Consider the following 26646-nt stretch of genomic DNA (forward strand, 5'->3'; position numbering starts at 1 on the left):
ATAACCATGTTTGAATCACAGCAAGGATACATCGTCAGTCGTCACAGTCAGGATGAAAAAGGTCGTTTAGACATTCATTACTATGTGAAGACTGACGAAGGCACGGTCAAAGTGGCCATCGCCAACCCTGAAACATTGTTTTTCACCAATGCACCTTTGGAGGCTCTGGCTACCGATGTGCCTGGTATTCAATCTGAAGAGACGCAGCTGAAATCTTTTTCCCATGATACGGTCAATGTTGTTCGCTGTCAGAGCTTGTTGCTGCAGCAGCAAATGGTTGCGTTGGTAAAAAAACAGGGCTATTTGGTCTACGAAGAAGACATTAAGCCAGAAGATCGCTACTTAATGGAGCGACATATTCGGGGCCAAGTTGCTTTTGTTGGTGTGCCCGATGCTTCTGGAGCCACTTATACTCAAGCAAAATTGAAAGCCGGAGACTACCAACCTGATTGGCGGGTATGGTCTTTAGACATCGAGACGTCTGTGTCGCGCAATGAATTATTATCTATAGGTGTCACCAGTGGTGATCGTAAGGTCGTACTCGTTGTCACCACTGAACTGGCTCAAATAGAAAACGTTTATACGTTTACAGATGAACGTAAGTTATTGATGGCGTTTATTAAGTTTGTACGTAAGCATGCACCAGATATTATTATTGGCTGGAATGTCATTGGCTTTGATTTAATGTTTCTGGATCAGCGTTTTCGAGCGCTTGGCGTTAAGCCAACATTGGGCGTACAAGGTGAGCCTTGGCGCGTACGTGAAGCAAAAGAAAGCGGCAAAGTGTTTGCGTCCATTGCTGGTCGCGTAGTGTTAGATGGTATTACCATGCTCAAGGTGGGTGGGTACCACTTTAATTCGTACAGCCTGAACAACGTCAGTAATGAACTACTGGATGAAAGTAAGCTAATTACGGGTGGTGATCGCTGGCAAGAGATCGAACGATTACATCGCGAAGAGTTGGCCAACTTTGCTGCGTATAACCTACAAGATTGTGTATTGGTTGAGCGTATCTTTGCAAAATTAAAGTTGATCGAATTACAGCAGACACGAGTGGATTTGACGGGGATTCCAATGTCACAACCCGGTGGCTCTGTTGCATCATTTGAGAATTTGTATTTACCACGACTGCATCGTTCTGGGTGGGTTGGACCTGCTTGGAGTGAGGACAAGTTTGTCCCAAGCCCTGGCGGCTTTGTGATGAATTCTGTGCCTGGTTTATACAAAAACGTGTTGGTATTCGACTTTAAGAGTCTATACCCGAGTATAATTCGTACATTCTTTGTTGATCCATTAGCCCGAGTTGTAGCGCAAGCTTTGGCGCAAGATGAAGGTCTTGTCCCTGGCTATCGTGGGGCATCGTTTCAGCGACAATTTGCTATCTTGCCGGAGTTAGTGGCTGAGCTTGCTCAATCACGTGAAACCGCAAAACGGGATGGCAATGATATTTTAAGTTACGCGATCAAAATCATCATGAACTCATTTTATGGTGTGCTTGGCTCGTCAGTGTGTCGCTTTTACCATGCCGAGTTAGCCAGTTCAATTACGATGCGCGGCCATGAATTACTGGGTCGTAGCAAGCAATGGATGGAAGAGCGTGGTGCGAAAGTGATTTACGGTGATACTGATTCGCTGTTCATTACGTTGTCTGATGCTTTATCTGAAGAGCAGGCATGGCAAGCAGGGAAAGATTTGTGTGGCGTTGTCAACCAATGCTTAAGCGAATGGTGTGGCGAGTATGCCGATATTGACTCACATCTAGAGCTAGAGTTTGAAACGCTTTATACCCGTTTTTATATGCCAACTATTCGTGGTCAAGAAGAAGGGTCAAAAAAACGCTACGCAGGCCTCACCAATGGCGAGCTGGTATTCAAAGGTCTGGAAGCCGCCCGAAGTGATTGGACCCCGTTAGCAAAACGTTTTCAAGTCGAGCTCTTTGAGCATGTATTCTTTGATAAAGATATGGATCGCTATGTGGCGGATTTTGTCAGTGATCTACTGGCGGGTAAGTTCGATCATGAGTTGATCTATTCCAAACAATTGACACGTCCATTGGCAAAGTACACCAAAACCCAGCCGCCTCACGTACGTGCAGCAAAAATGGCGGATGAAATTCGACATAAGCAAGGGTTGCCACCGGAATACGAGCGCGGACGTAAAAGGGTGCAATATATTTACAGTTTGGCTGGTGTTGTTCCGTATTTAAGTGATGAAGACTTAAGCAGCTTAGATTATCAACATTATATTGATAAACAAATTTTGCCTATTGCAGAAGGCGTTTTTCATATGCTTAATTTGAATGTTGTTGATATACTGACACCGCAGTTTAATTTGCTATAAGCGGATGGCCTTATAATAGAGTACATCTGTTGCTGAATTCTTTAATTCAGCAACAGATGTTGCTTTTGTGATGCGACACAACTTTTATGGATTGATAGTTGAGATAAACATGGCGTTAGCACCCAAAAGAGTTTTAACCCAAGATCGTTTACGCAGTGCCGTTCAGGAGCTGTTATTGGAAACCGATTGGAGTGAGATTACGGTACAGCATGTCGCCGCTTCAGCGGGCGTTAGTATTGGTACGTTTTATAATTATTATGATAGTAAAGACGACGCCTTAGCCGATGTACGAGCTTGTTTGTCTCTTATGATTATTAAAGATATAAACAGTCTGATATTCACACAAACTAGCATCGAATGCCGCATATCCTTATTGATCAAATATTTTGTCAATATTCTTAATGCTAAGCCTGAATGGGCGAGTTATTTCTTTAAAGCGGATGGTTTTTCTGAACGCTTAGAAGGGGGGCTGGTATCGCTATTAGAGCCTATGGTTTTAGAAGGCTCAATGTCTCATAGGCGCCACAATAATCCTAAGCTGACAGCATCGTTTATTGAAAATGGTGTATTTCCTCTGCTTAAAGAATATCATGCGTCGCACAAAATGTTGCCGGAGCAAGAAGCAACGCAGATTGTGGTGCTGGCATTGTCCTCCATGGGTATTTCCGGTGATGAATTATTGCATGCGGGCAATCTTGTTTGTCCTGTCACTCCCTTGGCATCTTTACCGCAATCCATTTTAGAATTAGAGAAAACACAAGCGGGTTATGTCTAACATTGTATTATACGGCACTTTAGGGTGTCATTTATGTGAAGAAGCAGAGATATGGCTACGTCATTTCTTTGGTGATGTTGGTCTAACGCATATTGATATTGCTGACGACGAACAGTTAGTTAATCAATACGGCTTGCGTATTCCTGTGCTTTCAAATGGAGTAATCGAAGCAGATTGGCCGTTTAACGAGGCTAAAGTTGATAAAGTGCTGTCGACACACTCAACGAGTCCGGTCATTCCTGCAAACGATCCCAAATCTGCGGACATTTCAGTCCGCAAACCTCGGCGTATCTTCTTGGTGGGCTCTTCGAAGTAATCAAATTAACGGGTGTTGGAAAAACAACGCGTGAGTATTACGGTTGGCAGCGTTGATCACATCTACCAGTGAAACATGTTTAACATCAGCCACCCCTTGAGCGATGTATTGCAAAAATTTCGGGTGATTTCGTTTCGGCCGAGGCCGAATATTACGTGGTAATAAATACGGCGCATCGGTCTCAAGCATGACTCTGTCTAATGGAAGATATTTGACAGCTTCGACAAGCGCTTGGTTGCGACGCTCGTCTAACAGCCAGCCTGTAATACCCACATACAATCCAAGATCAAGATATGTTCTTAGTTGATCCTTATCTCCAGTAAAACAATGGATCACCCCTTGTCTGGGTAAGTGAGCTTGAGCAAGCCGTTGGGTTAGCTCCGCAAATGCGTCCCGCTCATGTAAATAGACAGGTTTATTGGCTTGGCTGGCAATAGTAAGCTGCGCCTCGAACGCATAGATTTGTTCGTTGGGGGTCGAGTAGTTACGATTAAAATCGAGTCCCATTTCACCTACAGCGATGGCTTTTGAATCAGTTTTGAAGGTTTCTAATAAAACTTTAGTGTGGCTATCTTGCCAAGTCGAGGCGTGGTGTGGGTGGCAGCCAAATGTATAGTGCATGTCAGGATAAGGCGAACAGGTTGTGACTAACTTTTGAGCTTCTTCTAAGTTCGAAGCGATACAAATAATACCCTCGACCTCAGCTTGTTGGTATTGCTCTCGAAAAGCGTTTAGGTCTTTAAGGTAAGATGAGTGATCTAAGTTAACGCCAATGTCTAGCATACTATCTCCAAGTTGATCTTTGGTAACATTTTACCAGCCTATGGTGAGCGAACAGAATCCTTTGTCGTAGTTGTGTATCAAAATTGTATGAATTTCTTTGTAGATCATGACTTAACAGTTTTATACTGCAAAAAATTACTGTTATGTTAGGCATAATTAACTATCATTATTAAAGTTGTACCTTGAGTATAAAACTTACGTTTCGGAGTATGTTATGGCGGGAATGTTAGATGCAGTAGACCAGAGAACACAGCTGGTTGGTGAAAACCGACTGGAGTTGTTGATGTTTCGTCTGGGGGGCATGCAGCTATTTGCTATCAACGTATTTAAAGTGCAGGAAGTGGTTCAGCTGCCTCGTCTGAATTTAATGCCGCACCGTCATCCATCTGTAGCAGGCGTGACCCATTTTCGTGGCCGTACTGTACCTGTCATCGATTTGTCTGAATCGATTGGGCTTCGTCCGATTGATAAAGATAAACCCTGTAATCTCATCGTGACAGAGTATAACAACACAGTTCAAGGATTCATGGTTGGTGAAGTGGATCGTATTATTAACATGAACTGGAGTGAAATTCTCCCACCACCCGATGGCACGGGCCGTACGCATTATCTAACTGCGATTACACGTGTGAATGACCGCCTAGTAGAAATCATAGACGTAGAGAAAGTGCTTGCGGAAATATCGCCATACGACACTCGTGTGTCGGATGAAGTCATTGACAAAGATTTATTGAACTTAGCCGATGGTCTCGAAGTTTTGGTGGTAGACGACTCATCTGTTGGTTTAGCTCAGTGTCGTTCAACCCTAGATCATTTAGGGATCGCAGTGCATACAGCCACAGATGGTAAACGAGGTTTGGATCTGCTTAAAAAATGGGCCGCTGAGGGGGAAGATGTTCCCAACAAGCTGCTCATGATGATTACCGATGCAGAGATGCCGGAGATGGATGGCTATCGTCTGACTCGAGAAATTCGTGAAGATCCTCGCTTGAAGGATCTATACATTGTGTTGCATACCTCTTTGAGTGGTAGCTTTAACAAAGCTATGGTTCAAAAAGTAGGGTGTGATGATTTTTTATCTAAATTCCAGCCAGATAAATTAGCGACCGTGATTCAAGATCGAATCCGTAGCGTTATGGAAGCGGAATAATTTGCCCCATTAAAACACCCTGATTGATCAGGGTGTTTCTCCTTATGCTGTTATCTATATATATTGTTCTATCTTCGCTGTGTGCTGTAATCGTAAATAAACGATTACGCTTAGACCCATTTATTATTATCATCCCGTGCAGTTTGCTCGCTTTAGACGACGTCACAACCTTACTTTCGCTGTTTGTGAGTTTGATGCCTTTCGCTCTTACTTACGCAGGATATTGTGTCTTTAAAGAGCGGCAAAGTCTAAATATAGAGTCCGTTACCCGTTTAGGGGCAGGATTGTCACTTGGGAGCTTTGTCGGGGTTCAGCTAGTCTTTTTATTGCCATGGGGTTTTGTCGGACTGCTGAGTTTATTAGGCTTAACAACACTGGTAAATTTTATAGGGTGGCGCTGGCCAAAGCTGGATTTGCAGAGAATTCCTCAACGACTGTCAATCATTGTTGGGCTGCTTATCGGTCTCCCTCAATGGCTCGGATTAAGCTCAGGAATGTCAATTTTATCGGGGTTAAATCAATATACTAACTCTGCGAATCGTTGTGCATTATGGTGTTTTTCTCTCATTGGCGCATTGGTAGGAATACTGGCTCTACCGGCTGGAATGATGTTTGATTACCTGTCGCCACTTATCGCTTTAGCTGGGTTGGTAGGTCTTTTATTAGGACTGCTACTGTCACAACGTATTCATGTTAGTCAATTTGAATCCAAAGTACTGGATTGGATCGTATTGGCGATGTGTCTAAGTGTCTGGGCACACTTGATTTTTAAGCACATTATCTTTTCTACGTAACGGAATGACTATGAATCAGAAAAAAAGTTTAATCGGTGTGTTACTTATTAATTTAGGAACACCGGAAGCACCCACTCCTAAAGCTGTGCGAAAATACTTGAAGGAGTTTCTCTCTGATCCACGAGTTGTTGATGTGAATCCTTTGATTTGGAAGCCTATTTTAAACGGTGTTATTTTGAATATTCGTCCTAGAAAGGTAGCCAAAGTGTACCAAGAAGTATGGATGGATGAAGGCTCACCGTTACTGGTGTTAGGCCAGAGATTAACCAAGAAACTGGATGAAAAATTAAATGCCGATGGACAGCGTTTTGTAACCACCATGGCTATGACGTATGGTGAACCCAGCGTCGAGGCAGCAGCTAAAGTGTTTCGGCAACATCATGTCGAACGCATTGTGGTATTGCCAATGTATCCTCAGTTCTCGCGTTCAACCACTGCGGCGGCTTATGATAGGTTGATGTCATCCCTAAAGCGTTGTCCGCATTGGCCAGCACTCAATCTGTTGCAAGATTATGCGGATCATCCGCAATATATCGACGCGCTTGCCGCAAGTATTGAAAAACAATGGGCCGTTCAAGGCAGCAAGCGACATTTGATGTTTTCGTATCATGGCATACCAAAACGTTATGTGACAGAAGGCGATCCTTACCAATCTCGTTGTGAAGCAACTACACAAGCTGTGGTGGCAAAACTTGGCTTAAATGAGTCAGAGTATACACATGCCTATCAATCACGATTTGGTCGAGAAGAGTGGTTAAAGCCTTATGCTGATGAAACCATTCGTGCGATGCCTAAGAAGGGGATTAAGTCTTTGAATATGATCAGTCCAGCATTTGCTATTGATTGTATTGAAACGCTTGAAGAAATAGACATGCAATTACGAGACGAGTTTATGGACGCTGGTGGAGAGGCGTTTGACTACATTGCTGCACTTAATGACAGCAAAGATCATGTTAGTCTTTATGAAACGCTTGTACTTGAGAACACTCAACACTGGATGAATTGATTTGCAAAAACCTATTATTACCACCATAGCCTTTGATGCCGACGATACGCTTTGGCGCAATGAAGATGTATTTCTGAGCACCCAGCAGACCTTTGTTCAAATGCTTGAGCCGTATCACTCTCGAGAGTACATACTTGAGCGTCTTAATGAAGTTCAGATTGAGAATTTATCGAACTTTGGCTATGGCATTAAGGGTTTTACACTTTCTATGATTGAAACCGCGATCGTGCTGACAGAAGGCCGTATCACTGGTTACGAAATCCATGAGATTATTCAGTTGGCGAAGCAAATGCTGGCAGCGCCGATTGAGCTGCTGCCAGGCGTAGAGGCATTATTGAAATCACTAAAAGGTAAATGCCAGCTTATGGTGATTACCAAAGGCGATTTGCTTGATCAAGAAGGTAAGCTGGCTCGGTCTGAATTAAGTGATTACTTTGATTGGTATGAAGTCGTTAGTAATAAAAATACACCGACGTATCAAAAATTGTTTGAAAGTCTGCAAGTCGAGCCAAGTGAACTGTTAATGATCGGAAATTCAATGCGGTCGGATATCCTGCCTGTGATGGAGGCAGGGGCACATGCATTGCATGTACCTTATCATACTACATGGAGTCATGAGCAGGTTAGCGAAGCGGAATTAGCGCAGTACCCTGATATATCAGCAGTGTCTTCCGCAGAGCAAGTAGAGGACTGGATTCGTAAGCATTTTACGTTGATTGGTGAGGTGGATTCATGAAGGTTTTTAAATGTATGCCGGCTATAGCCGTCATCTTTGCAGTTTTTGTCTTGCCAGTGCAGGCGAATGAGACTGTTGATAGTATTCGCGACACGGCCAGTAAAGTGGTCGAGAAAACACGTGAAGTAGCAGGTAATGTGGCAGATCGTACTCGCGAAGTGGCAGGCGATGCGGCAACTCGCTCTAAAGAAGTAGGCAAAGACGTTGGTGAACAAAGCGCTAAAGTATGGGATAAAGTAAAAGAGGCGGGTAGTGCGACGGCAGAAGCTGCCCGCGATGGCGCAAATAAGGCGAAAGACTATATCAATTCAAATGCTTGTGATAGCAAAGATAAATTGAACTGCGTTGAGGAATAACTCAATTTGAGTCGGGATACACCAAAACCTACACATCATTCTCCTAAGCCCATAACAGATGCTTGGGAACAAGAGTTCTTGTCACAAGATGGCTCTGGCTACATTGGTGCGCCAAGTAAGCGTTATCGATGTCCAAAGTGCCAAGGTGTATTGTTGCTTAAAAGTGGTAAAAATGGTGCGTTTTGGGGGTGTGAGAATTTTCCCAGTTGCGATTACACCGCTAATAACGATGAAGGGCGTCCTGTACGTGCCAAAAAATTCTTTTGTCCATTATGCAACGGACAACTGCGTAAGAAGTCGCATGGTGAAAACGTATTTTGGGGGTGCAGTAATTACCCAGAGTGCAAGTTGACGTTAGATGATTTAAATGGTGAACCTTCATCGTCCAAAAAATATCCGTGTCGTGCTTGTGGCCACTACCTTGTCCGTAAAAAGGGTGCAAAAGGGTATTTTTGGGGGTGCATTAAATACCCAGAGTGCAAGCACACACTTCAAGATGACAAAGGTCTTCCCGTACCCAGAAAGCTTCGTCCAAATAGTACCGATTAAAGCCTCATTTAATTGAGGCTTTTTAATGCATCATCAAGCTGCGCGTACTCAAACTCGAAATGTTGATCCAACAGGGCTTTTGGCACAACATGTTGACCTTGTGTTAACAAAGAGCTCATATCTCCAAAGATAGTTTCAAGAACAAAAGCAGGGGTTGTAAACGGCGTAGGTCTCTTTAGAGCGTTACCGTAACTTTTAGCAAACTCTGCTTGAGTGACACTGTGTGGCGCGACTAAGTTATATTTACCCTCGTAGCGGTCGTCCTCCATGGCAGATAAAATAAAGCGGCATACATCATGAATATGAACCCATGGGAAATATTGCTTACCGGAAGCGATTTTACCGCCCATTCCAAATTTGTAAGCCCATTTCATTTTCGCTAAAGCACCACCATCACCTAATACAACGCCCAAACGGAAAATGGCTGTTCGTACACCCGCTTCCGCAAATCGTTCTGCTTCTTTTTCCCAAGCGGCACATAAATTATGCGTAAAACCAGAGTTGGGAGCAGTGTCTTCCGTAAATGTCTTATATTGATCGAAGCCATAATAGCCGACAGCCGAAGCATTCAATAGGACGTTAGGCTTATGTTTCAGTTTATCAAACAGTTTATGGGTAAGTTGTACACGGCTATCAAATAGCTCCTTTTGGCGTGCTGGTGTCCAGCGTTTATCGGCAATGCCAGCTCCAGCTAAATTAACGACGACATCGAAAAAATGTTCGCCTAAGTCATCTAAATGTAAAGTTTGAACGTAACTGGGTATGGCGTTTTGATGCTTATGGACCAGTGCGAAGGTTTGATGGCCTGCAGCGGTGAGCATTGGGTACAAATTGCTCGCAACAAAGCCGTTAGCGCCCGTGACTAAAACTTTCATATCTGGCTCCTAAAAGTGAAGGTTTTTTAAGTTTACGCCATATTTTGAAAAATAGATCAATTAGATACGTGTTTTAATTCCTTTAAGGTTGGGTAATCCCTTCTTTTTAAAGGGGTAAATCGCTAAAATGTCCTCATGTAAAGAAAGGTAAAACCATGCAACTAGAGCAATATGACCATATTATTTTATTGGCCCACGGCAGTAGCGATCCGCGTTGGAAAATACCTTTTGAGCAGTTATTGGCAAGGGTCACTGGTGTCGTATCAGAAGATAAGGTAACTTTGGCTTATATGGAATTGTGCAAACCATCGATCGAGGATGTGTTGGCTATACTTCCACCAGAAACGGCAAACATCGCTGTATTCCCTTTGTTTTTTGCTCAGGGTCGTCATCTACGTGTTGATGTGCCAAAACAACTAGAAGAATTGAATACCGAGCAACGTACTTTGACGCTCCTTAATCCTATTGGTGATGATCCCGAAGTGGTGAGTGCCATGGAAAAAGCGATAACTTCCAAGCTGACCGATGACTAAATTTAGGGTGGGTCAGCTTTAATATAATGAATGGATTGGTTCTGAATGCTATTCACCCATTTGCCCGATGAGATATTCCAAGCTTTATCGGGCTCCAACAAAACGCTAATAGAAGCCGTTTTATTTGATCTATCCGATGTCTTTTATGACCACGCGGAAGATCCGATAAAAGACAAATCAGCCATAATTGAAGCGATAGAAGACTCGCTTCACAAGATCGATACACTCGCTTGGCATGATGATCACAAGGATGGCTTCGATTCCCCCAAAACAATACACGAATACGCTTTACGCATTTATCATCGTTTAGTACACACAGGTTGGTTGATCGAAGAGCAAGAGCTGTATCGCGTAAGTGTATTGATGTCTCCGCAAGTTTCCATGCTGTTGCGCTCGTTGGTTGAAATCAGTCGACACGGTAAACGTAACTATGGTGCGACCGTACTGAGTATCTTAAGCAACCTTGAGTCCGTGGCCAATCATCCGCAGGAACGAGGGGTCACGCTCAGTCAAACCGCTGAGGCATCGCGTGATTTCTCTGCGCATTTGAACCAAATTCTATTAGGTATTCGCAGTTTACAACGCGACTTGTTTGCTAAGCGTGACCCAAAAGAAATCGTGGCAGGCTTTTTTGACCTGTTTGTCGAAGGTATCTTGATCGCCGATTATAAAACGATCAAAACCAGCAATAACCCATTTCGTTTTCGTCGCCAGATTTTGGAGCTCACACAAGGCTTTTTAGCCGAGCCAACATTAATGGGCAATATTGCGCAATGTTACGCTGACCAACAGTTAATTTCAGTAGATCAAGCGCTCGCCGCCGTTGAGAAAGATTGTCGCGATATCATCCAAACATTTACGACGATTGAACAGCGCTTAGAACGCATCGACGAATACCGGTATCGCCTTGAAAAACGTGCTGCAGATACCGCGCGATACATGGATTCTTCTCGTCCAGGCTTAGCAAACAAAGTCGCTGGTATCATTACGGATGTAGCAAAATTCGAAACCTTACCTGTTTTGAAAAATGTAGTGGGTGTCAAAGTGGTTGGCGTCGAGTCAAGTGCGCAACCAGCCAAGCGCCGAGAAGCGCCACCACCACGTGTCATTACGCAAGCGGAAGTGTCGCAATCGGCGATTGCCTTTCGCGATCGTCAGCGTCGCTTCCATGAGGCTCGCCAAGTCAGTGTCGCCAAATTACAAAGCTATTTAGACCGTCAGTTATCTGAACAGCCCACCATGCATATTTTGGACTTTACCATCGATTCTGTTGAAGATTTTGTCTGCTTTGACCATTTACGTTACATCGGCTCATTAGGTGTGAATGCTAAGCGTATTGAAAAAACCTTTGATGTCATTTTTACAGACCAATATATCAATGTTCACGAGTTCGTAGAATGTCGAGAATTTAATGTAGTACGCAGGAGCAAATCGAATGCTTAGAGAATTAAAACGGGTCGTAGAAGAGTCCGGTAAAGACCCACAAGAGTTTCAGCAGACTGCGAACTATTTACTTGCTAACCAATTTGTCAGTGCTTTCAAACATGGTCAACGTCGCCATTTTTTATTAGTCGAGATGTACCAGCAATACTTTAGTAACCTGTTTGATGCCTTAGGTATGAAGCTATACGTGAACGAAAATGAACGTTTAGCTGGCTTATTGCCGATAGAGCGTGAAGCGTTTGTTCGTTTGAAAACGGACGAAACACTTTTCTTATTGGTTCTACGTCAAATCTACGAAGAAAAAGTAGAAAATTTTGAAATTGATAACGGTTTTGTAGCCACTAACAGCGTGGCCATTCTTGAACGCTATGTGCAATTGGTGAAACGTGAAATTCCCACGGAAACACGCTTTAAAGACATTTTAACGTTGTTTAGTAAGCATGGTTTGATTATCCGAGGCAAAGCGTTCGAAGAGGATGCAAAAAACATCATGGTTAACATCACGCCAGTGGTGCGCTTGGTGGTAACGGAAGCTTACTTACGTCAACTTGAATCCTTCAATGGTACCGATCCAGAAGAAGATGAAGTCGTTGACGAGCAAGTTGAACAGAGCCCAGAAGCACAATAGGAAATGGCATGAAAAAGTTAAATCGAATTGTTCTTATAAACTGGTACCTATTGGGCGCGGAAGAAATCAATATTCGGGGTAATACGGCGATTATTGGTCCTACGGGTTCTGGTAAATCGTCATTACTCGACGCCATTCAGACAGTGTTAACAGGAGCCAGTAAACGTCATCTGAACTACAACGCCAGTGCCAACGACGGTAAAGCATCAGGACGAAGTATTCGCTCCTACATTTTAGGTATGATCGATTCTGGTCAGGCGAGCGACAAAGTCAATGGCGCACAAACACGTCAAGATGCGATTTCTTACCTAGCATTGGTATTCGAGGATTCGAATACAGGCAAAGAGTCGACCGTTGGCCTGTGTTTAACGGCTTCTTTAGCGAGCCCAGAGGAAGACGTATTAGGACGTTTTGTCTTGTCCAACTACGGTGTTCGTCGTGAAGATTTCATCGATGTGATGGGAGAAAAACAATACAAATCTAAGTCTTGGCCTGAAGTGCGCGAAGCAATGAAGAAAGTGTGTTTAGACCCCTACATTAAGTCTGGTAGCGCTTCTGCGACACAATACATGAATCGCTATTTAGAAGAGCTAAGCCCAAGCGCTGAGCAACTGATCACGCTGGACTCTTTTCTTAAAAACTTTAAAAATGCCCTTAAATTTGTACCGATTGCATCTCCTACGCGGTTTGTTCAAGACTTCGTACTTGCAGAGCAGCCTCTACAAGTGGGCGCGTATCAGAAGTCTTTGCTGGAATATCGCCAACTAGAAGCAAAAACTCAAGAAGTAGCGAAACGAATTGATGATCTGCAAGCCATTCAAGTTGAGTGTGACAAGAAGCATCAACAAGAACAAACTGTCGTTAATTATCAGTGGATCGCCACAGAAGCCCGTTTCGATCAGCTCGGTAGCAAGCAAGATGAGATCCAAGATCAATACGAAAACTTCAAAGAACGTGAAGAGGAAATTGACGAAGAGATTGTCGCGCAAGCGAACCTTGTTAAACAGTTGCAAGGGCAGTTAGTTCGTCTAGAGCAGCAATACGAACACTCTGATGTTGGCCTGAAACTGCAGCAGCTTGAGCAGAGCAAAAAGCTGCTGACTCTTGAGGGTCAACAAGACCGTAAAACAGTGATTCAGGCGCATCAAGTGTTACAGCTGCTTGGCGCGTTGCAAGTGTTTGAAGATGTCTTGCCGAAAGACATTTGCGCAATGATTAGCGAAGCGCAATCGTTAGCTAATAGCATTGATGCAGACGGTAACATTGTTGGTAATATCAAAGCCGTTAGTAAATTATTGGGGCGAATCAATGATGCGTTTGATGAAGGTAAAAGTGCTGTTTTCCAGCAGCGTACCCAGTTAAACCGCAACATCTTAAATCTAAAAGATGAATGTCGCCAGCTGGAAGCGGATGTTAAGTCTTTGAAAGGCGGATCGAGTCCACTATCTCCCAACGTCAAACGCTTAATTGATTTACTTGACCAAGCTAATATTAAAGCGACGCCACTGAGTCACTTAGCAGAGGTTACAGATCACAAATGGCAAGATGCCATTGAAGGTTATTTAGGTGGGCAGCGCGAAGCGTTGATCGTTGAACCGGATGATGCTGAAGAAGCGATTCGTATTTTCCGAGCGCACCGTCGTCAATTGATGGGTTGTCGTGTGATCGACACGACACAAACCCGTCTGTGGTTGAACCGTGGTGATAACAATTCGGTTCTACGCTATATTCGTTGTAATAATGATCATGCTCAAGCGTATTTAAATCGTCGTCTTGGTGGTATCAAGCCTGTCAATACAGAGCGTGAACTGTTACGTGAAGACAGCGCTATGACAGCCGATGGTATGTTGAAGTTGTCAGGCACGATCTCGACCATTCGATTCCAACCACATATGATGGTGGGGATTAATACCGATGGCATGCGTCAATCGCGTGAAGCTCAGCTGCAACAGCTCAGCGGCGAGTTGATGGACTACATGAAAACTGACCAGCGTTTAGAAAAAGCGGATTCTATGCTGGGGCGCGTAATGGCCTCCAATCAGTTTGATGCGGAATCACTGCAAGACGCGGGGGCCTCCAATACGCGTGTTGCGCAAGACCTGGCAGACGTTGAAGCGCAAATTGCCGCTTTACAGCAACGTGATGACACGGATTTACAAGAGCGTATCGATGCCTTGAAAGCACGTATTGCCTCAATCGAATTAGAGCGTAAAAAACTGGACCGTGAGCGTCAGCAAATCGCTGAGCAGTACGGCTCATTGAATACTCAGAAAACACAGCTTGCCGAAGCTTTGTCGGCATTAGATGAAGAGCGTACAAGAATTACCTCAAACGCTTTATTCAATGCCGAGTTCGCCAGCGAGCGTTATGAGTTGCTAGAATCGAGTATGGTAAACGGTGCTGCGATTTATAAAGAAGCGCTGAGTCGTGCCGAGAAAGCCACTGAAAAAGTCAAAATATTCGATCAAAAAGTCCGTAAAGAAGTGGCCGATCATTACGCGAAATACCACAACAGCAGTATGGACGATGATATTCAATTGGATTACTTAGAGTCCAAATTTGAAGAGTTTGAACATTACGTCACACATCAGATTACGGTGCTGAGTGAAACTGAGCTTGCGAAGTATGCGAAGCGTGCTGAACTTGCCCGTCGTGAAGCAGAAGAAACGTTCCGCAGTGATTATGTGTCTAAACTAAAAGATTCATTGGACCAAGTGGCGCTGATTATCAAAGAGCTTAACAGCAGCTTGAAACGCCGCCCGTTTAACCAAGAAGTATATCAATTCCGCTTTTACCCAAACGGCGATATGAAAGATATCTTAGATTTGGTGGCCAAGTTCAGTTCAATGGATCAAGCTAATGTAGGCGGGCTATTTGACCCGGAACAAACAGGGGACCCAGAGCACGCTAGAGCGATTGCTGTGATTCAAGAGCTGATCACCGATGAGGAAAAGCAAAAAGACCTTGCTGATTACCGTAAGTTTTATAACTTTGAAGTCGATATTTTGGACACAGAAGGCAATAAGAAAACGACTTTATCTCAACGAATCCAAACCGGTTCGGGTGGTGAGCACCAAATTCCGTTCTATTTGGCAATTGCGGCCGCTTTATCGACCACTTACCGTCTCCATGAAACCATGGATGGCGACATAGTTGGTGGATTCTCGCTGGCCATGTTTGATGAAGCCTTCAACAAGATTGATATGGCGAAAACATCGACCTGTATGGGCTTCATGCGTGACATCGGCCTACAGGTGATTGCAGCCGCACCGGATGATAAGCGCGCGGTGATGGCGGCCAATATGGACACTATTATCAGCGTTTGGCGTGAAGGTGGCGCGGTATCGATTGATGTCGCTTACCCTCAACAACGTGGTCAGGCCTTGCTAAGTGGTGACCATGAGTTAGATAATGCAAACAAAGACGAATTAACGGAAGCTGAATAAGCGACTCGTGGAGGAAGTATGAGTAGTATTGAGAATGAAATTCGAGAAACCATCCAGCGAGCGTTTAATGTTGATCACATTGAGCTGGAAAACGAAAGCTACAAACATAATGTGCCGCAAGGCAGCGAATCTCATTTTAAGATGACACTTGTGAGCAATGCGTTTACTGATAAACGAGCGGTACAGCGTCACCAGCTTGTGTACGGCGCATTAACTGATCAAATGCAGAAAATACACGCATTAGCGCTACACTTATATACAGATGAAGAATGGGAAGCTCGCCGCTTTGAATCCCCACAGTCACCAGATTGTATGGGAGGCGGCCATTAAGCGGGATCGCGAAGGTCAGAATATATGAGTATTACTGTTACCGAATATAAGAACAAAGGAATGGTCGAAATATCTGTTGTAGGTAGCTTTGACTTCTCTTTATTCAACGATTTTAAAGAGGCTTACGAACAGTTTGTGGACAGTCGCTATAAACACTTCACGATCGATATTGAGAGTGTTGAGTATTTAGACAGTGCCGCATTGGGGATGTTGCTTAGTATGAAGGCTTCGTTAGGCGAAAACGTCGATATTAAAATCGCAGGGGCAAACGGCTTTATTCGCAATATCCTGATGATCTCTCGTTTCGATAAGCGGTTCACGATTGTGTGATATCCAGTAAGCTCCGGCAGGTAGTTGTTGGAGCTTACTCCCATGTAACACCTATCAAGCTGTTTCAATAAATTTACGCATGTAAATTTATTGAAAATCTCAAACTTACCTCTTTTGCAATTTACTTAGCCTTTTGTATAGTAGCGCCCCTCTAAGGAGCGTTTAGAAAAGGATTTCATACATTGTTTTCGTAGAGCCGTAGTTTACGGTGTCTCGAGGTATTCCCGCCCCAAACCTTGCCTTTTGCTCCTTGAGATTCTTTTAACGTCTATAGAATCAATGAAGGATTGTCATGCTTGAGCACACTCTGTTAAGTATTTTACGTTTTTGCTTATATTTCGGCTCAGCGCTGGTAGCGCTTGTCATTTTTAAGTCAGTCTATACTCTGATTACACCCCAAGATGAGTGGAAGCTTATTAAAGAGCAACGCAACGTAGCCGCCGCTATTGGGCTGGGTGGTAGTGTTGTTGGCTTTTCATTGGCCTTAGCCAGTGCCATTAGTAATTCAGTTTCATTGTGGGATTGCATCACTTGGGCATTTGTTGCGCTGTTGGCACAAACATTCGCTTTTGCCATCGTGCGTTTTATTTACATGCCGAAAATAGTCCAGCGTTTAGAGGAAGGTGAAGTCAGCGCAGGAGTGGTACTAGCGTCGGTGAGCATTGCGGTAGGAGTCCTTAACGCCGCCTGCATGACGTACTAAGGAAGGTAATATGAAACGCACCAAAAAAATTAATACGTCACGTTTTCTGAAACGCTCTAATTTACGTCGTGCACCGCTCGTGCTGTTTGCAGGCGCTTTTATCTACAGCACCTTTTTTAACGAAGAAGAGGTGACGTACGTAGAAAACGTTGATGACTGTATGGCAGATACGTCTCTAAGTCAGCAAGACTGTGAGATGGCGTATAAGAATGCCCTTGCCGAGTCGGAAAAAACAGCTCCGAAATTTGATACTCAAGCTCGCTGTGAACAAGATTTTCGTGAAGATGGTTGTTATGAAAGTGACAACGGTACTTTTATTCCTATGATGAGTGGCTTTATGATTGGCTCGGCTTTAAATCGCTACGATCGAAATCGCTATTATCATCCAGCATATTCATACTTATCATCCTATGGAACTCAAAAAGTGATGTCTGATGGTACACCATTGAATAGAGCAGGAGGTTCTCGTTATACAGTGCCTAGGGGAACAACTGAAACGTCGAAGCCGCGCTCTACCTCAACCATCTCGCGCGGAGGGTTTGGGCAAATCGCTTCACGAAATGCGTCCTATAGCTCAAGTCGTTCGAGCTGGGGAGGGTAAGATGTTTCGTATTCCTATCAAAGAACGAGACGATTGGAAAATGTTAGCCGAAGAGTACGGTTTTCATTTTCATACCATGCATGGTGAACGCTATTGGGATGAGTCTGCTTATTATCAATTTACCTTAGCGCAAATTGAACATGATTTAGAAGCGCCCAGTGAAGATATTCATCAGATGTGCTTACATGTAGTGGATAAAGTAATAAAAGACGAAAATTTGATGCAGCGCTTTGGTCTGCCTGCTAAACATTGGGATTTCATTGCCCAGTCATGGCAGGCAAAAGCCCCAAGTCTTTATTCGCGACTAGATTTTGCCTACGATGGAAAAAGTCCTGCGAAGCTTTATGAAAACAACGCAGATACCCCCACGAGTCTTTACGAAACGGGCTTCTGGCAATGGCTATGGTTAGAGCAAAATGTAAACCAAGGCCGTTTAAGCATTGATTGCGATCAATTCAACAGTCTTCAAGAAAAGTTAATCGCTAGACTGAGGCAAATTCTTCAAATTGAACAAACTAAGCGAGCAGGGCAGACACTGCATTTCGCCTGCTGTAAAGGCTCTATTGAAGATCGCGGCACTGTTCAATACTTAGAAGACTGTGCCGCCGAAGCTGGCATCGCCACAGAGTTTGTCTATGTTGAAGACATTGGCCGCGACCTTGCAGGTCAACTAACCGATAGTAAGAACCAAGTTATCACTTGGATATTTAAACTGTATCCATGGGAGTTTATGCTCAACGAGAGCTTTGGTGACTTGCTCGGACGTCACCCGGTGAGCTTTATTGAGCCGCCTTGGAAAAGTCTGCTCTCTAACAAAGCCTTGTTGCCCATGCTATGGCGCGAATTCCCAGATCACCCCAATTTACTGCCAGCTTACTTCGGAGATGAAATACACAATGTTACCAGCGAAAGTACTTGGGTGAAGAAGCCCCTTTTTTCTCGAGAAGGTGCTAATGTTTCGATTATACAGTCTGGAAATACCGTGGTAGAAACCGATGGTCCATACGGCCAAGAAGGCCATATATACCAGCAAGCTCACATGCTACCGAAATTCGATAACAGCTACACCCTGATTGGAAGCTGGCTTGTTAACGACCAAGCCGCGGGGATATCGGTCCGCGAAGACAGCAGTCCGATCACTCAAGATATGAGTCGCTATTTGCCGCATGTCATCCGTGGTTGAAAGTTGCTTTGTTGTTTAAGTCATAATTTTGAACTGAAAAGGTTCAATTTTTGCGTGTGATGCTTTATGGTGCACGCTTCAAAAAATGATGGTGTATCTTCATGGCTTCAAGTACGACTCCGACGCTGTTCCAGCGTTATATGAATAGTAGCTTAGTATTGCTGATTATTTTGGGTATTGTATGCGGTGTGGCCTTGGCGTCCGTTTCGCCAAGTGCAGGTCAGACAGCTGGTATCTTAGGGGCTTTTTTTGTTAAAGCGCTAAAAGGTATCGCACCCATTCTTGTTTTTCTCTTGGTGGTAGCATCGATTGCAAATCACAAAAAGAACCAACAAACCTTTATTAAACCGGTGTTGGTGCTTTACGCAGCAGGTACCTTAATTGCAGCCTTAACAGCGGTCGTTTTCAGTTTTGCATTCCCAACACAACTAAGTTTGGTGTCTGCGGAGCTCGGTCGAGCTGCGCCACAAGGCATTGGTGAAGTGCTTGGCGCTTTGGCGTTTAATATGGTTGATAACCCCGTCAATGCTTTGGCGACGGGTAACTTTATTGGCATTTTGGCGTGGGCCATTGTAATTGGTATTGGCTTACGTCAGTCGTCTGATACAACCAAAGTGCTGCTACAGAATATTGCTGACAGTATCACGACGGTGGTTGGCTTTGTTATTCGCTTAGCCCCGTTTGGTATTTTCGGCTTAGTGGCGAATACCGTCGCGACTACAGGCTTTGATGCCTTGCTTGGTTATTCACACCTATTGATGGTATTGATTGGTGCGATGTTATTCATCGCCTTAGTGACAAACCCATTATTGGTATTTCTTGCGACGCGAAAAAATCCCTACCCATTGGTGTTTAAATGTCTAAAAGAGAGCGGCATAACGGCGTTCTTTACACGTAGCTCCGCGGCGAACATTCCAGTGAATATGTCTTTATGTGAGCGCTTAGAATTAGACGAAGACACGTATTCGGTATCCATTCCCTTGGGCGCAACTATTAATATGGCGGGTGCAGCGATCACGATCACTGTTCTAACATTAGCTGCGGTGAATACCTTAGGTATCCCTGTTGATTTCGGCACGGCTTTGTTACTAAGCATCATTGCCGCTGTGTCGGCTGGCGGTAGCTCTGGTGTAGCGGGTGGTTCGCTATTACTGATTCCGTTGGCTTGTAGCTTGTTTAGCATACCGAATGATGTCGCCATGCAAGTGGTTGCGGTTGGTTTTATCATTGGTGTACTACAAGATTCTGCTGAGACAGCGCTAAACAGCTCTACCGATGTATTGTTTACGGCAGCGGCGTGTCATAAAGCTTAATCACAACAGAAATATCTGGTGTTTCCAAAAAGCGAGCTTCGGCTCGCTTTTTTTGATCTGATTAGGCAGGTTTAAATCACGCGCTGGAAAAAAGCGCAATTTTGTCCAATCGAAGGAAGGTAGCAGTCGCTATAATCACTGTATTGAATAAGAACAGAGGCTGTGATTGAAGATGTCTGAAGACAACCGATTCAAATTCATTAACAGTGATGGTGTCGATCATCTGATGTTACTGCACGCATCAATGACAGACTTTGCGTACAGTACCCACGCCCATGAAGAGTATTCCATCGGGGTGACTTTATCGGGCCGCCAAGATTTTTACGCTCATGGAGCGTTTCATCACAGTCACCCAGGACAAATAATGGTGTTTAATCCTGGTGATGCCCATGATGGAGAATCGGGGGCTGATGCGGTACTGACCTATACTATGTTGTATGTTCATCCTGATCAGTTGATGCCTTCCCTTGAGGCACTTAATGTAACATCACCGGAGCTGTTTCGTATTCAAGATGCTGTCTTTAATGATCCTTTGGTAAAGCAGCAAATTATGCGTCTAGCGCAATTAATTGAATTGAATCATGCCACCGTTAGTGAATATGAGTCACTGCTATTCGAGCTGACAGAACAGTTGGTACGCTACCAATCAAAGCAGTCTTTGCTGCCGGAGACACGCCGCCAACGGCTGCTAGATCAAGCGAAAGATTACTTGCAAGAGCATTACAAAAAAGAAGTCTCACTTGATGACCTTTGCCAAGTTGCTTGTATGTCAAAGTACCACTTTCTTCGCAGCTTTAAAGCCTACACCGGCATGACGCCACACCAGTATTGGCTGAATGTACGCATTCATCGCGGCAAGCAGGCGTTACGCGCTGGCGTATCTGTTATGAACGTTGTAGATCAACTGGGATTCAATGACTTAAGCCATTTTAACCGCCGCTTTAAACCGGTGTTTGGTATGACGCCGCGACAATATCAGCGCTTACTGCTAGCGCGCTAAATTTCAATCAAACCTAGCGTTTTTTTATCCATTGAGTGACCGTTGGAGGCTGCTTTATGCTCGAAATATTCCTGTTTGCACTGGCGATGATGTACAGTCCAGGCCCGGTTAATATGCTTTCTCTGTTTGCTGGTATTACAAACAGTAATTGGCGTGTACTGAGGTTTTGTGCGGGAGTTGGTGTGGCCATGACAATGTTATTTGTCATTACTGGTTATTTAGGCAGCTCGATTATGACGCCCACCTTACAAGGCGTCGCTGCATTAGGTGGTAGCGCTTACATTGCTTACTTAGCAATTAAAATCTTTATGGCGAGCTTTAATAAGCACCAGGCGATTCAAGAAGGCCAGCGTAATTTCTCTTTTATCTCTGGCTTTGTAATGCAATTAACCAACCCAAAAGCCATGATTGCGGTGTTACCCATTGTCACCATTCAGTTTCCAAATGCGCACATTGAAGGCATTTCCATCTTGATGATGTCGATAATATTGGGGGCAATGGCCGGCGGTGCACCGACCAGCTACTTTATTGCAGGTAATAAGTTAAAGCATGCCGTGCTTAACCCCAAAATTCTAAGCACTGTAAAGCGATCAATGGCGGCCTTATTGTTGTTAGTCTCTGGTCAGTTTGTTTATGAAGCGACTCAACTCCTTGGGTAGTTGTAGCAAAGAAGAGGCTTAGTTTATGTCCTATTGCCATATCCGATATCTTGTATCGGATATGGCAAATCGATATGGTCTAGACTTAATTTTTAGCTTTGTAATAAAAGTCAAAGCTGATGCTTTGTAAGTCAAGATTGTCGCTATGCTTTTCACCGCTCAGGTGGCTGAACTCTATACGATAACGCATGTCTTTGTTCTCACCTTGAATGCCCATGTCATTGCGCTCTGTGTCTTCGGTACTTGCCGTAAACAATTGGTAAGCAAATGCTTTTAAATCCAAGCTAACAGGCTCCATATCGGCTACAGTAACAATTAGGTTTGGTGCATTGAATTCAACGTTAAAAGTCTCTTCATTATCAAATGTTAACTCATATTTATCAAAAGCTTGCTTATCCGAAAACTTGTGCAGGTAATTGTTTTCAATTAAGCGATCATAGCCAGCGATATCCTTATAGTTATAACTTTTCGAGTTGAATCTAAATTGATTTTCATCGACGAATTCTTCGAATGAGTAGACAAATTCAAATCCCATTTCTTCGGTTAAATCGTATTGGTCACACTGAAACTCAGTATCTTCTTTTGATGGTGTAAACCAGATTTCAATCAGCTCATCTCGTTTCGTTTGGCACATATAGGCAAGGATAGAGCTGATATTTTTTCGCGCTTCAAAGCTTGGCTCACTCTTTGGAATGACTACTTTATCATTAATTAAAATGTTGTTTTCTACTAGTAGTGTTTCCAACCTTGCCTTTTGGCTCTGTCCTGAAACAGACACAGCACTCCATGGGCCAACCGTTGCAACTAACATTAATATTGCCAGCGACATAGGTACAGCTCGTAAAGGTAGACGCTTGAGTGTTCCTGCAAGGGCCAAATACGCAAACCATATGGCAGAAATTGCCAGCATATAACGGGACTCGGTGACACCGTATGCACCGACTCGCTCCCAAATCGCATAGAAATGAAACGCGACAGGCACAATCATGGCGGGAAATAGGATTCGATAAAATAAGCGTAATTGGGGTGAGCTTTCGTCACGTAAAGGATGCGCCAATAGATAAGTAATGATTCCCGCGCCAATAAAGCCGCTAATCATATAAGCCAAATGCCCATTCGGCACTTCGCCTGTCACAAGGATCTTAATAAAGTACGCGTACAGAACACCAAGGTAGAGAAATACCATCGGCGCGGAAATCCAGTTGACAATAAACTTCAATCCAGCAGGGGCGTTGCAATCTTCCTTGTTAAAAGTAAAACGCTCTGGCACCCAACTTAGAGCGTACAAAGGTCCCAAAATTAAACACGCAAACGCCCAAATGTCGCTATATACTTCCTCCACTATGTTTACATCAAACAGTACATACACTGCCCATAAAGCGGTACAGAGACCACCGGCGAAGAGCAGTAAAGCCACATAAGACACCACCACCCCAAACCACATGCTGCCGTTAAAAAACCAAACCGAAAGATCATCTCCAGCTTTTATATAAGGGGCAAACATCAGCACAAGCAAAAGTGCTGGCACCAAATAGTAAAAATGCATCCACCATAGAGTCGGTAACCAGGTTAATGCAATAACCCCAACCGCACACAGTATGGATATACTGTATTCTTTGGTGCGGCTTAAGCCTTGGCTTTGCGCCGTTAAACGAGTGATCCCGAACATAAGGTAGCAGCTACCAAGAAAAACGAATAATCGCTGAATAAATTCGTCTTCAATGTCCACCACGTTATGGATCAATAGAATGCACATCACAAACAGCGACAATGCAGATAGCACAGATAAGGGAAAACGCTTCACAGTCCCCATCAAATCATCGAGTGGGAATAGTTTGTTTATTAATTTCAAAGTGGTAAATCCTTTTAATTACTGAGGCCCTTAAAACAGGCTTTGTTAGCCTGTCATAAAGAAAGAAGTGAAGGGGAGAGTTGGGTGTGATGTTTTGTCACACTATCAACGTCTAACTAATTTTAAGTGGTTTTAGCGTTTGTAAACGTAATGCTTCTGTAAGCTGATTGAAAAGTCTAAGTGATGGTCATCGAATTCATTGGTTTGACGGTGCCTCAGTAGCGCGGAATATTGTTACACAAAAAAAGCCTGATTTTCGTTATCATTAGGTCATGTCTGAACTGAATCTTGTACAAAAGACATTTGAACATCTATTAATGACAAATTAGGACGATCATGTATACACCTGCCAGTATGGAGTTGACTGAGTCAGTTGCCATCGCCAAGTTTATAAAACAATTTGGCTTTGGATTGATTGTGTCGCCGACGCTAGAAGTTACACATTTACCTTTGATTTTCAAACCAGAAGAGGGCGAATTAGGTTGTTTATACGGGCACTTTGCAAAAGCCAATGGACATTGGCAACAAGTGGACGGTCAGCGTGTATTAGTCGTCTTTAGTGGCCCGCACTCGTATATTTCACCTTCTTGGTATCAAACCAACCCCGCTGTACCGACATGGAACTATGCTGCAGTCCATTGTTACGGTGTGGTCGAGCTTCTCAGTGAACAAGAAACTTCTGATTCAATGGATGAACTTGTTTCAAAATACGAACCAGAGCTTCTCAGCAATGACCAACTTATGCCAAGAGAATATAAAGCACGTCTTACAAAAGCTGTTGTGGGATTTCGAATTGTGCTCGACGACATACAAGCTAAAGAAAAACTCGGCCAGCATAGAAAACCGGCTGATCAGATAGGCGTTTATCAAGCATTGCTAGAAACTGATTCATTGGAAGCTCAACAGCTCGCGAACTACATGCAAAGTCGACAGTTGGGAATAGGGGAATGACTACAGCAGTAGTCGCGATTCGTTTTTATGCATACAATGTGATCAAACTATAAAAAGGACTTTCTATGAAATATTTCGTAAAAACGCTGCTTATTGTAGGTTTATTCTCGATGCCATTAGCCTACGCACAAATGCTCGTCACTCCAGCGCCTGATCAACAAGTGCTACTACAAAGTGATAATCCAAAGCTCGAAGCCAATAAAAAACTCGTCTACGGCTTCTGGCATGAAGTTTTCGAAGGTGGCCATCTTGATAAAGCCGACCAATATCTTAGTGAGGACTACATCCAACACAACCCTAACGTCCCAACGGGGCGTGATGGCTTTGTGAACTTCTTTGCCCAATATAGCCAACCTAAACCGATTCGAGATGAGATTTCTGGCCCATTGGTCTCTATTGTCGCGGAACGCGATATGGTAATCCTAAGCTTTGCCCGCGACTTGGATTGATATGTTTCGGATTGAGAATGGGGAAATTGCAGAGCATTGGGATCCGGCTTTTAAAAAATAACGTAATTATTAGGTAGAATTAATGCCAAACGTAAACTTAGATGCTCTTATTGCAAGAGAAGATTTTGAAGTTATCGATAGTGTTAGTAGAGCTTCATCATTTAACCAGAATGTTAGTGTAAAAGATCTTGAGAAAGGTGAGTTTTTTTATGCTGGTCTACGAAAGCCTGACTTTCAGCGTGAAACGTCTGATTGGACAGATGATCAGCTATGTGAGTTCATTCAAAGTTTTATTGATGGTGATTTAATACCTGCTGTTATTTTATGGAATTCGGGGCCATATAATTTTGTTATAGATGGTGCGCACAGATTGGGAGCCTTAGTTGCTTGGATTAATGATGATTATGGTGATGGCGAGATATCTAAGAAGTTTTTTAATGATGAAATTGATGATGAACAAAAAGATATTGCTAATCTGACGCGTGAGAAAATTAAGTCGACAGTTAAGCCATATAGTGACTACAAAAAAGCTATAGCTGATAGTGATAGTACAAATAGAGAAATACTTGAAAGGGCTCTTAGCTTAGGTAGGACTTCAATTCAGTTACAATGGGTAACTGGTGGTGCTGATAAGGCAGAGCATTCTTTTTTTAAGATTAACCAGAAAGCATCCAAAATTAATGAAACAGAAATTGAGCTTCTTAAATCTAGAAGAAAATCATTTGCGATTGCTTCACGGGCAATAATACGAGCTGGAACAGGACACAAGCACTGGTCTCAATTTTCAACTGAGATCATTAAGCAAATTGAGGAAATATCTAAAGAAGTTCATGCACTAATATTTCAACCTAAAGTATCAGGCCCTATCCACACGTTAGACGTCCCTCTGATTAAGAAACATAATTCACCACAAACAAATAGTTTTATCTTTGATTTAGTCAAGAAATGTAATGATTTAAATGTGAAAGCAAGTAATATGCCAGATGATGAAGATGGAGTTCTCACCGTCAATTATCTTAAGAATGTGCGTTTATTTCTTCGAAGGTTGAACTCGCCTCATGCGTCATCATTAGGCCTTCACCCATTAGTTTATTTCTATAATAAAAGAGGAAATCATATTTACTCATCTATTTTGGCTTGGGTTGATATTGATAAAGAAATTGAAAGGTCTGCTCAGTCGAAAGGCGATTTTATAAAAATTAGAGCAGATCTAGAATCCTTTCTTCTAAAATATAAGCATTTTGTTTCTACAATAAATGCAAAATATGGTAGTGGAATGAAGAGCTATAAGCACCTTTACAGGTTGTATTCGCTGGTTATTGATCAATTAAAAAACGAATCAGAGATTGAGGGTGTAGTGCAAAGCGTCCTAAAATCATTCGATTACCTTAAAGAAACCGATGAAGATAATGTAACGTCTCCTAGATTTTCTAAAGATGTTAAATCTCAGGTGTACATACAACATACCATGTAGTGGTCAACTAATTCCGGACAGTAAATTAGGTTGATTCTCTGCTTTGGCAGGTGGCACTCCATCGTTAAATT

27 protein-coding genes are annotated in these 26646 nt (G+C 43.3%); 24 read left to right on the forward strand and 3 right to left on the reverse strand.

Going from position 1 to position 26646, the window contains the following annotated elements; all coding sequences use genetic code 11:
* Positions 1–6: 6 nt before the first annotated feature.
* The 3 genes from AYW76_RS10635 to AYW76_RS10645 all read left to right on the forward strand — a co-directional run bounded on the left by AYW76_RS10635 (position 7) and on the right by AYW76_RS10645 (position 3431).
* Positions 7–2340 (forward strand): DNA polymerase II, encoded by a 2334-nt coding sequence (locus AYW76_RS10635; protein ID WP_067219592.1) that lies wholly within the window; start codon positions 7–9, stop codon positions 2338–2340.
* Positions 2341–2449: 109 nt separating this feature from the next.
* Positions 2450–3115 (forward strand): TetR/AcrR family transcriptional regulator, encoded by a 666-nt coding sequence (locus AYW76_RS10640; protein ID WP_067219594.1) that lies wholly within the window; start codon positions 2450–2452, stop codon positions 3113–3115.
* On the forward strand, positions 3108–3431 hold the full coding sequence (locus tag AYW76_RS10645) for a glutaredoxin family protein (RefSeq protein ID WP_067219597.1): 324 nt from the start codon (positions 3108–3110) through the stop codon (positions 3429–3431). Before AYW76_RS10640 ends, AYW76_RS10645 begins: the two co-directional genes overlap by 8 nt.
* Here AYW76_RS10645 and AYW76_RS10650 read toward each other — a convergent pair whose 3' ends face one another.
* Positions 3432–4214, reverse strand: a complete 783-nt coding sequence (locus AYW76_RS10650; RefSeq protein ID WP_067219600.1) for a TatD family hydrolase — start codon at positions 4212–4214, stop codon at positions 3432–3434.
* 214 nt (positions 4215–4428) lie between these two features.
* On the opposite strand from AYW76_RS10650, the gene AYW76_RS10655 reads away from it, so the two are divergent.
* The 6 genes from AYW76_RS10655 to AYW76_RS10680 are packed head-to-tail and all read left to right on the forward strand — an operon-like array spanning position 4429 to position 8805.
* A complete protein-coding gene (locus AYW76_RS10655; protein WP_067219604.1) occupies positions 4429–5364 on the forward strand; it encodes a chemotaxis protein CheV in 936 nt (311 codons plus the stop codon).
* Between the two features lie 44 nt (positions 5365–5408).
* Positions 5409–6158 carry a hypothetical protein gene (locus AYW76_RS10660; RefSeq protein WP_067219607.1) on the forward strand — a complete coding sequence of 250 codons (750 nt, stop codon included), beginning with the start codon at positions 5409–5411 and terminating at the stop codon, positions 6156–6158.
* A 10-nt stretch (positions 6159–6168) separates the two neighbouring features.
* A complete protein-coding gene (gene hemH / locus AYW76_RS10665) occupies positions 6169–7164 on the forward strand; it encodes a ferrochelatase (RefSeq protein WP_331709448.1) in 996 nt (331 codons plus the stop codon).
* Between the two features lies 1 nt (position 7165).
* On the forward strand, positions 7166–7900 hold the full coding sequence (locus AYW76_RS10670) for an HAD family hydrolase (RefSeq protein WP_231872595.1): 735 nt from the start codon (positions 7166–7168) through the stop codon (positions 7898–7900).
* A complete protein-coding gene (locus AYW76_RS10675) occupies positions 7897–8256 on the forward strand; it encodes a hypothetical protein (protein ID WP_067219614.1) in 360 nt (119 codons plus the stop codon). The genes AYW76_RS10670 and AYW76_RS10675 overlap by 4 nt, the downstream gene beginning before the upstream one ends.
* Positions 8257–8262: 6 nt before the next feature.
* Positions 8263–8805, forward strand: a complete 543-nt coding sequence (locus AYW76_RS10680) for a DNA topoisomerase family protein (RefSeq protein WP_067219618.1) — start codon at positions 8263–8265, stop codon at positions 8803–8805.
* An 8-nt stretch (positions 8806–8813) separates the two neighbouring features.
* Here the strand turns inward: AYW76_RS10680 and AYW76_RS10685 are convergent, their stop codons facing one another.
* Entirely contained in the window at positions 8814–9680 is an 867-nt protein-coding gene (locus AYW76_RS10685; RefSeq protein ID WP_067037871.1) for a TIGR01777 family oxidoreductase, read from the reverse strand.
* Positions 9681–9835: 155 nt separating this feature from the next.
* Here AYW76_RS10685 and AYW76_RS10690 point away from each other — a divergent pair, with 155 nt between their 5' ends.
* The 12 genes from AYW76_RS10690 to AYW76_RS10745 all read left to right on the forward strand — a co-directional run bounded on the left by AYW76_RS10690 (position 9836) and on the right by AYW76_RS10745 (position 21849).
* A complete protein-coding gene (locus AYW76_RS10690; protein ID WP_067037873.1) occupies positions 9836–10213 on the forward strand; it encodes a sirohydrochlorin chelatase in 378 nt (125 codons plus the stop codon).
* A 45-nt stretch (positions 10214–10258) separates the two neighbouring features.
* Positions 10259–11656, forward strand: coding sequence for a Wadjet anti-phage system protein JetA family protein (locus AYW76_RS10695; protein ID WP_067037875.1), 1398 nt, complete (start codon positions 10259–10261; stop codon positions 11654–11656).
* Positions 11649–12284: a DUF4194 domain-containing protein gene (locus tag AYW76_RS10700; RefSeq protein WP_067219621.1), complete on the forward strand. Its 636-nt coding sequence runs from the start codon at positions 11649–11651 to the stop codon at positions 12282–12284. The genes AYW76_RS10695 and AYW76_RS10700 overlap by 8 nt, the downstream gene beginning before the upstream one ends.
* A gap of 8 nt (positions 12285–12292) precedes the next feature.
* Complete coding sequence (locus AYW76_RS10705; protein ID WP_067219625.1) at positions 12293–15730, forward strand: SbcC/MukB-like Walker B domain-containing protein; 3438 nt, start codon at positions 12293–12295, stop codon at positions 15728–15730.
* Between the two features lie 18 nt (positions 15731–15748).
* The gene (locus AYW76_RS10710; protein ID WP_067037881.1) at positions 15749–16060 is read left to right on the forward strand and encodes a BolA/IbaG family iron-sulfur metabolism protein; all 312 of its coding nucleotides are present in this window, start codon (positions 15749–15751) and stop codon (positions 16058–16060) included.
* A gap of 24 nt (positions 16061–16084) precedes the next feature.
* On the forward strand, positions 16085–16390 hold the full coding sequence (locus tag AYW76_RS10715) for an STAS domain-containing protein (RefSeq protein ID WP_067037883.1): 306 nt from the start codon (positions 16085–16087) through the stop codon (positions 16388–16390).
* Between the two features lie 292 nt (positions 16391–16682).
* Positions 16683–17093, forward strand: coding sequence for a DUF350 domain-containing protein (locus AYW76_RS10720; RefSeq protein ID WP_067037885.1), 411 nt, complete (start codon positions 16683–16685; stop codon positions 17091–17093).
* 10 nt (positions 17094–17103) lie between these two features.
* Positions 17104–17694 (forward strand): DUF1190 domain-containing protein, encoded by a 591-nt coding sequence (locus tag AYW76_RS10725; RefSeq protein ID WP_067219627.1) that lies wholly within the window; start codon positions 17104–17106, stop codon positions 17692–17694.
* A gap of 1 nt (position 17695) precedes the next feature.
* Positions 17696–18877 (forward strand): glutathionylspermidine synthase family protein, encoded by a 1182-nt coding sequence (locus tag AYW76_RS10730; RefSeq protein ID WP_067219630.1) that lies wholly within the window; start codon positions 17696–17698, stop codon positions 18875–18877.
* Positions 18878–18978: 101 nt separating this feature from the next.
* Positions 18979–20190 (forward strand): serine/threonine transporter SstT, encoded by a 1212-nt coding sequence (gene sstT / locus AYW76_RS10735; RefSeq protein WP_067219633.1) that lies wholly within the window; start codon positions 18979–18981, stop codon positions 20188–20190.
* A gap of 172 nt (positions 20191–20362) precedes the next feature.
* Positions 20363–21190 carry an AraC family transcriptional regulator gene (locus AYW76_RS10740; RefSeq protein WP_067219636.1) on the forward strand — a complete coding sequence of 276 codons (828 nt, stop codon included), beginning with the start codon at positions 20363–20365 and terminating at the stop codon, positions 21188–21190.
* A gap of 56 nt (positions 21191–21246) precedes the next feature.
* The gene (locus AYW76_RS10745) at positions 21247–21849 is read left to right on the forward strand and encodes a LysE family translocator (protein ID WP_067219639.1); all 603 of its coding nucleotides are present in this window, start codon (positions 21247–21249) and stop codon (positions 21847–21849) included.
* Between the two features lie 85 nt (positions 21850–21934).
* Here the strand turns inward: AYW76_RS10745 and AYW76_RS10750 are convergent, their stop codons facing one another.
* Entirely contained in the window at positions 21935–23701 is a 1767-nt protein-coding gene (locus tag AYW76_RS10750; RefSeq protein ID WP_067219643.1) for a DUF4153 domain-containing protein, read from the reverse strand.
* Between the two features lie 336 nt (positions 23702–24037).
* Between AYW76_RS10750 and AYW76_RS10755 the strand changes: the two genes are divergently transcribed.
* From AYW76_RS10755 to AYW76_RS10765, 3 genes are all read left to right on the forward strand, one after another.
* Positions 24038–24652, forward strand: coding sequence for an FMN-binding negative transcriptional regulator (locus tag AYW76_RS10755; RefSeq protein WP_067219647.1), 615 nt, complete (start codon positions 24038–24040; stop codon positions 24650–24652).
* A 65-nt stretch (positions 24653–24717) separates the two neighbouring features.
* Positions 24718–25101 carry a nuclear transport factor 2 family protein gene (locus AYW76_RS10760; RefSeq protein ID WP_197467805.1) on the forward strand — a complete coding sequence of 128 codons (384 nt, stop codon included), beginning with the start codon at positions 24718–24720 and terminating at the stop codon, positions 25099–25101.
* Between the two features lie 82 nt (positions 25102–25183).
* Positions 25184–26575, forward strand: a complete 1392-nt coding sequence (locus tag AYW76_RS10765) for a GmrSD restriction endonuclease domain-containing protein (RefSeq protein ID WP_082866194.1) — start codon at positions 25184–25186, stop codon at positions 26573–26575.
* Positions 26576–26646 lie beyond the last annotated feature (71 nt).

It is taken from the genome of Marinomonas gallaica (assembly GCF_001639745.1).
GTDB classification, from domain to species: domain Bacteria; phylum Pseudomonadota; class Gammaproteobacteria; order Pseudomonadales; family Marinomonadaceae; genus Marinomonas; species Marinomonas gallaica.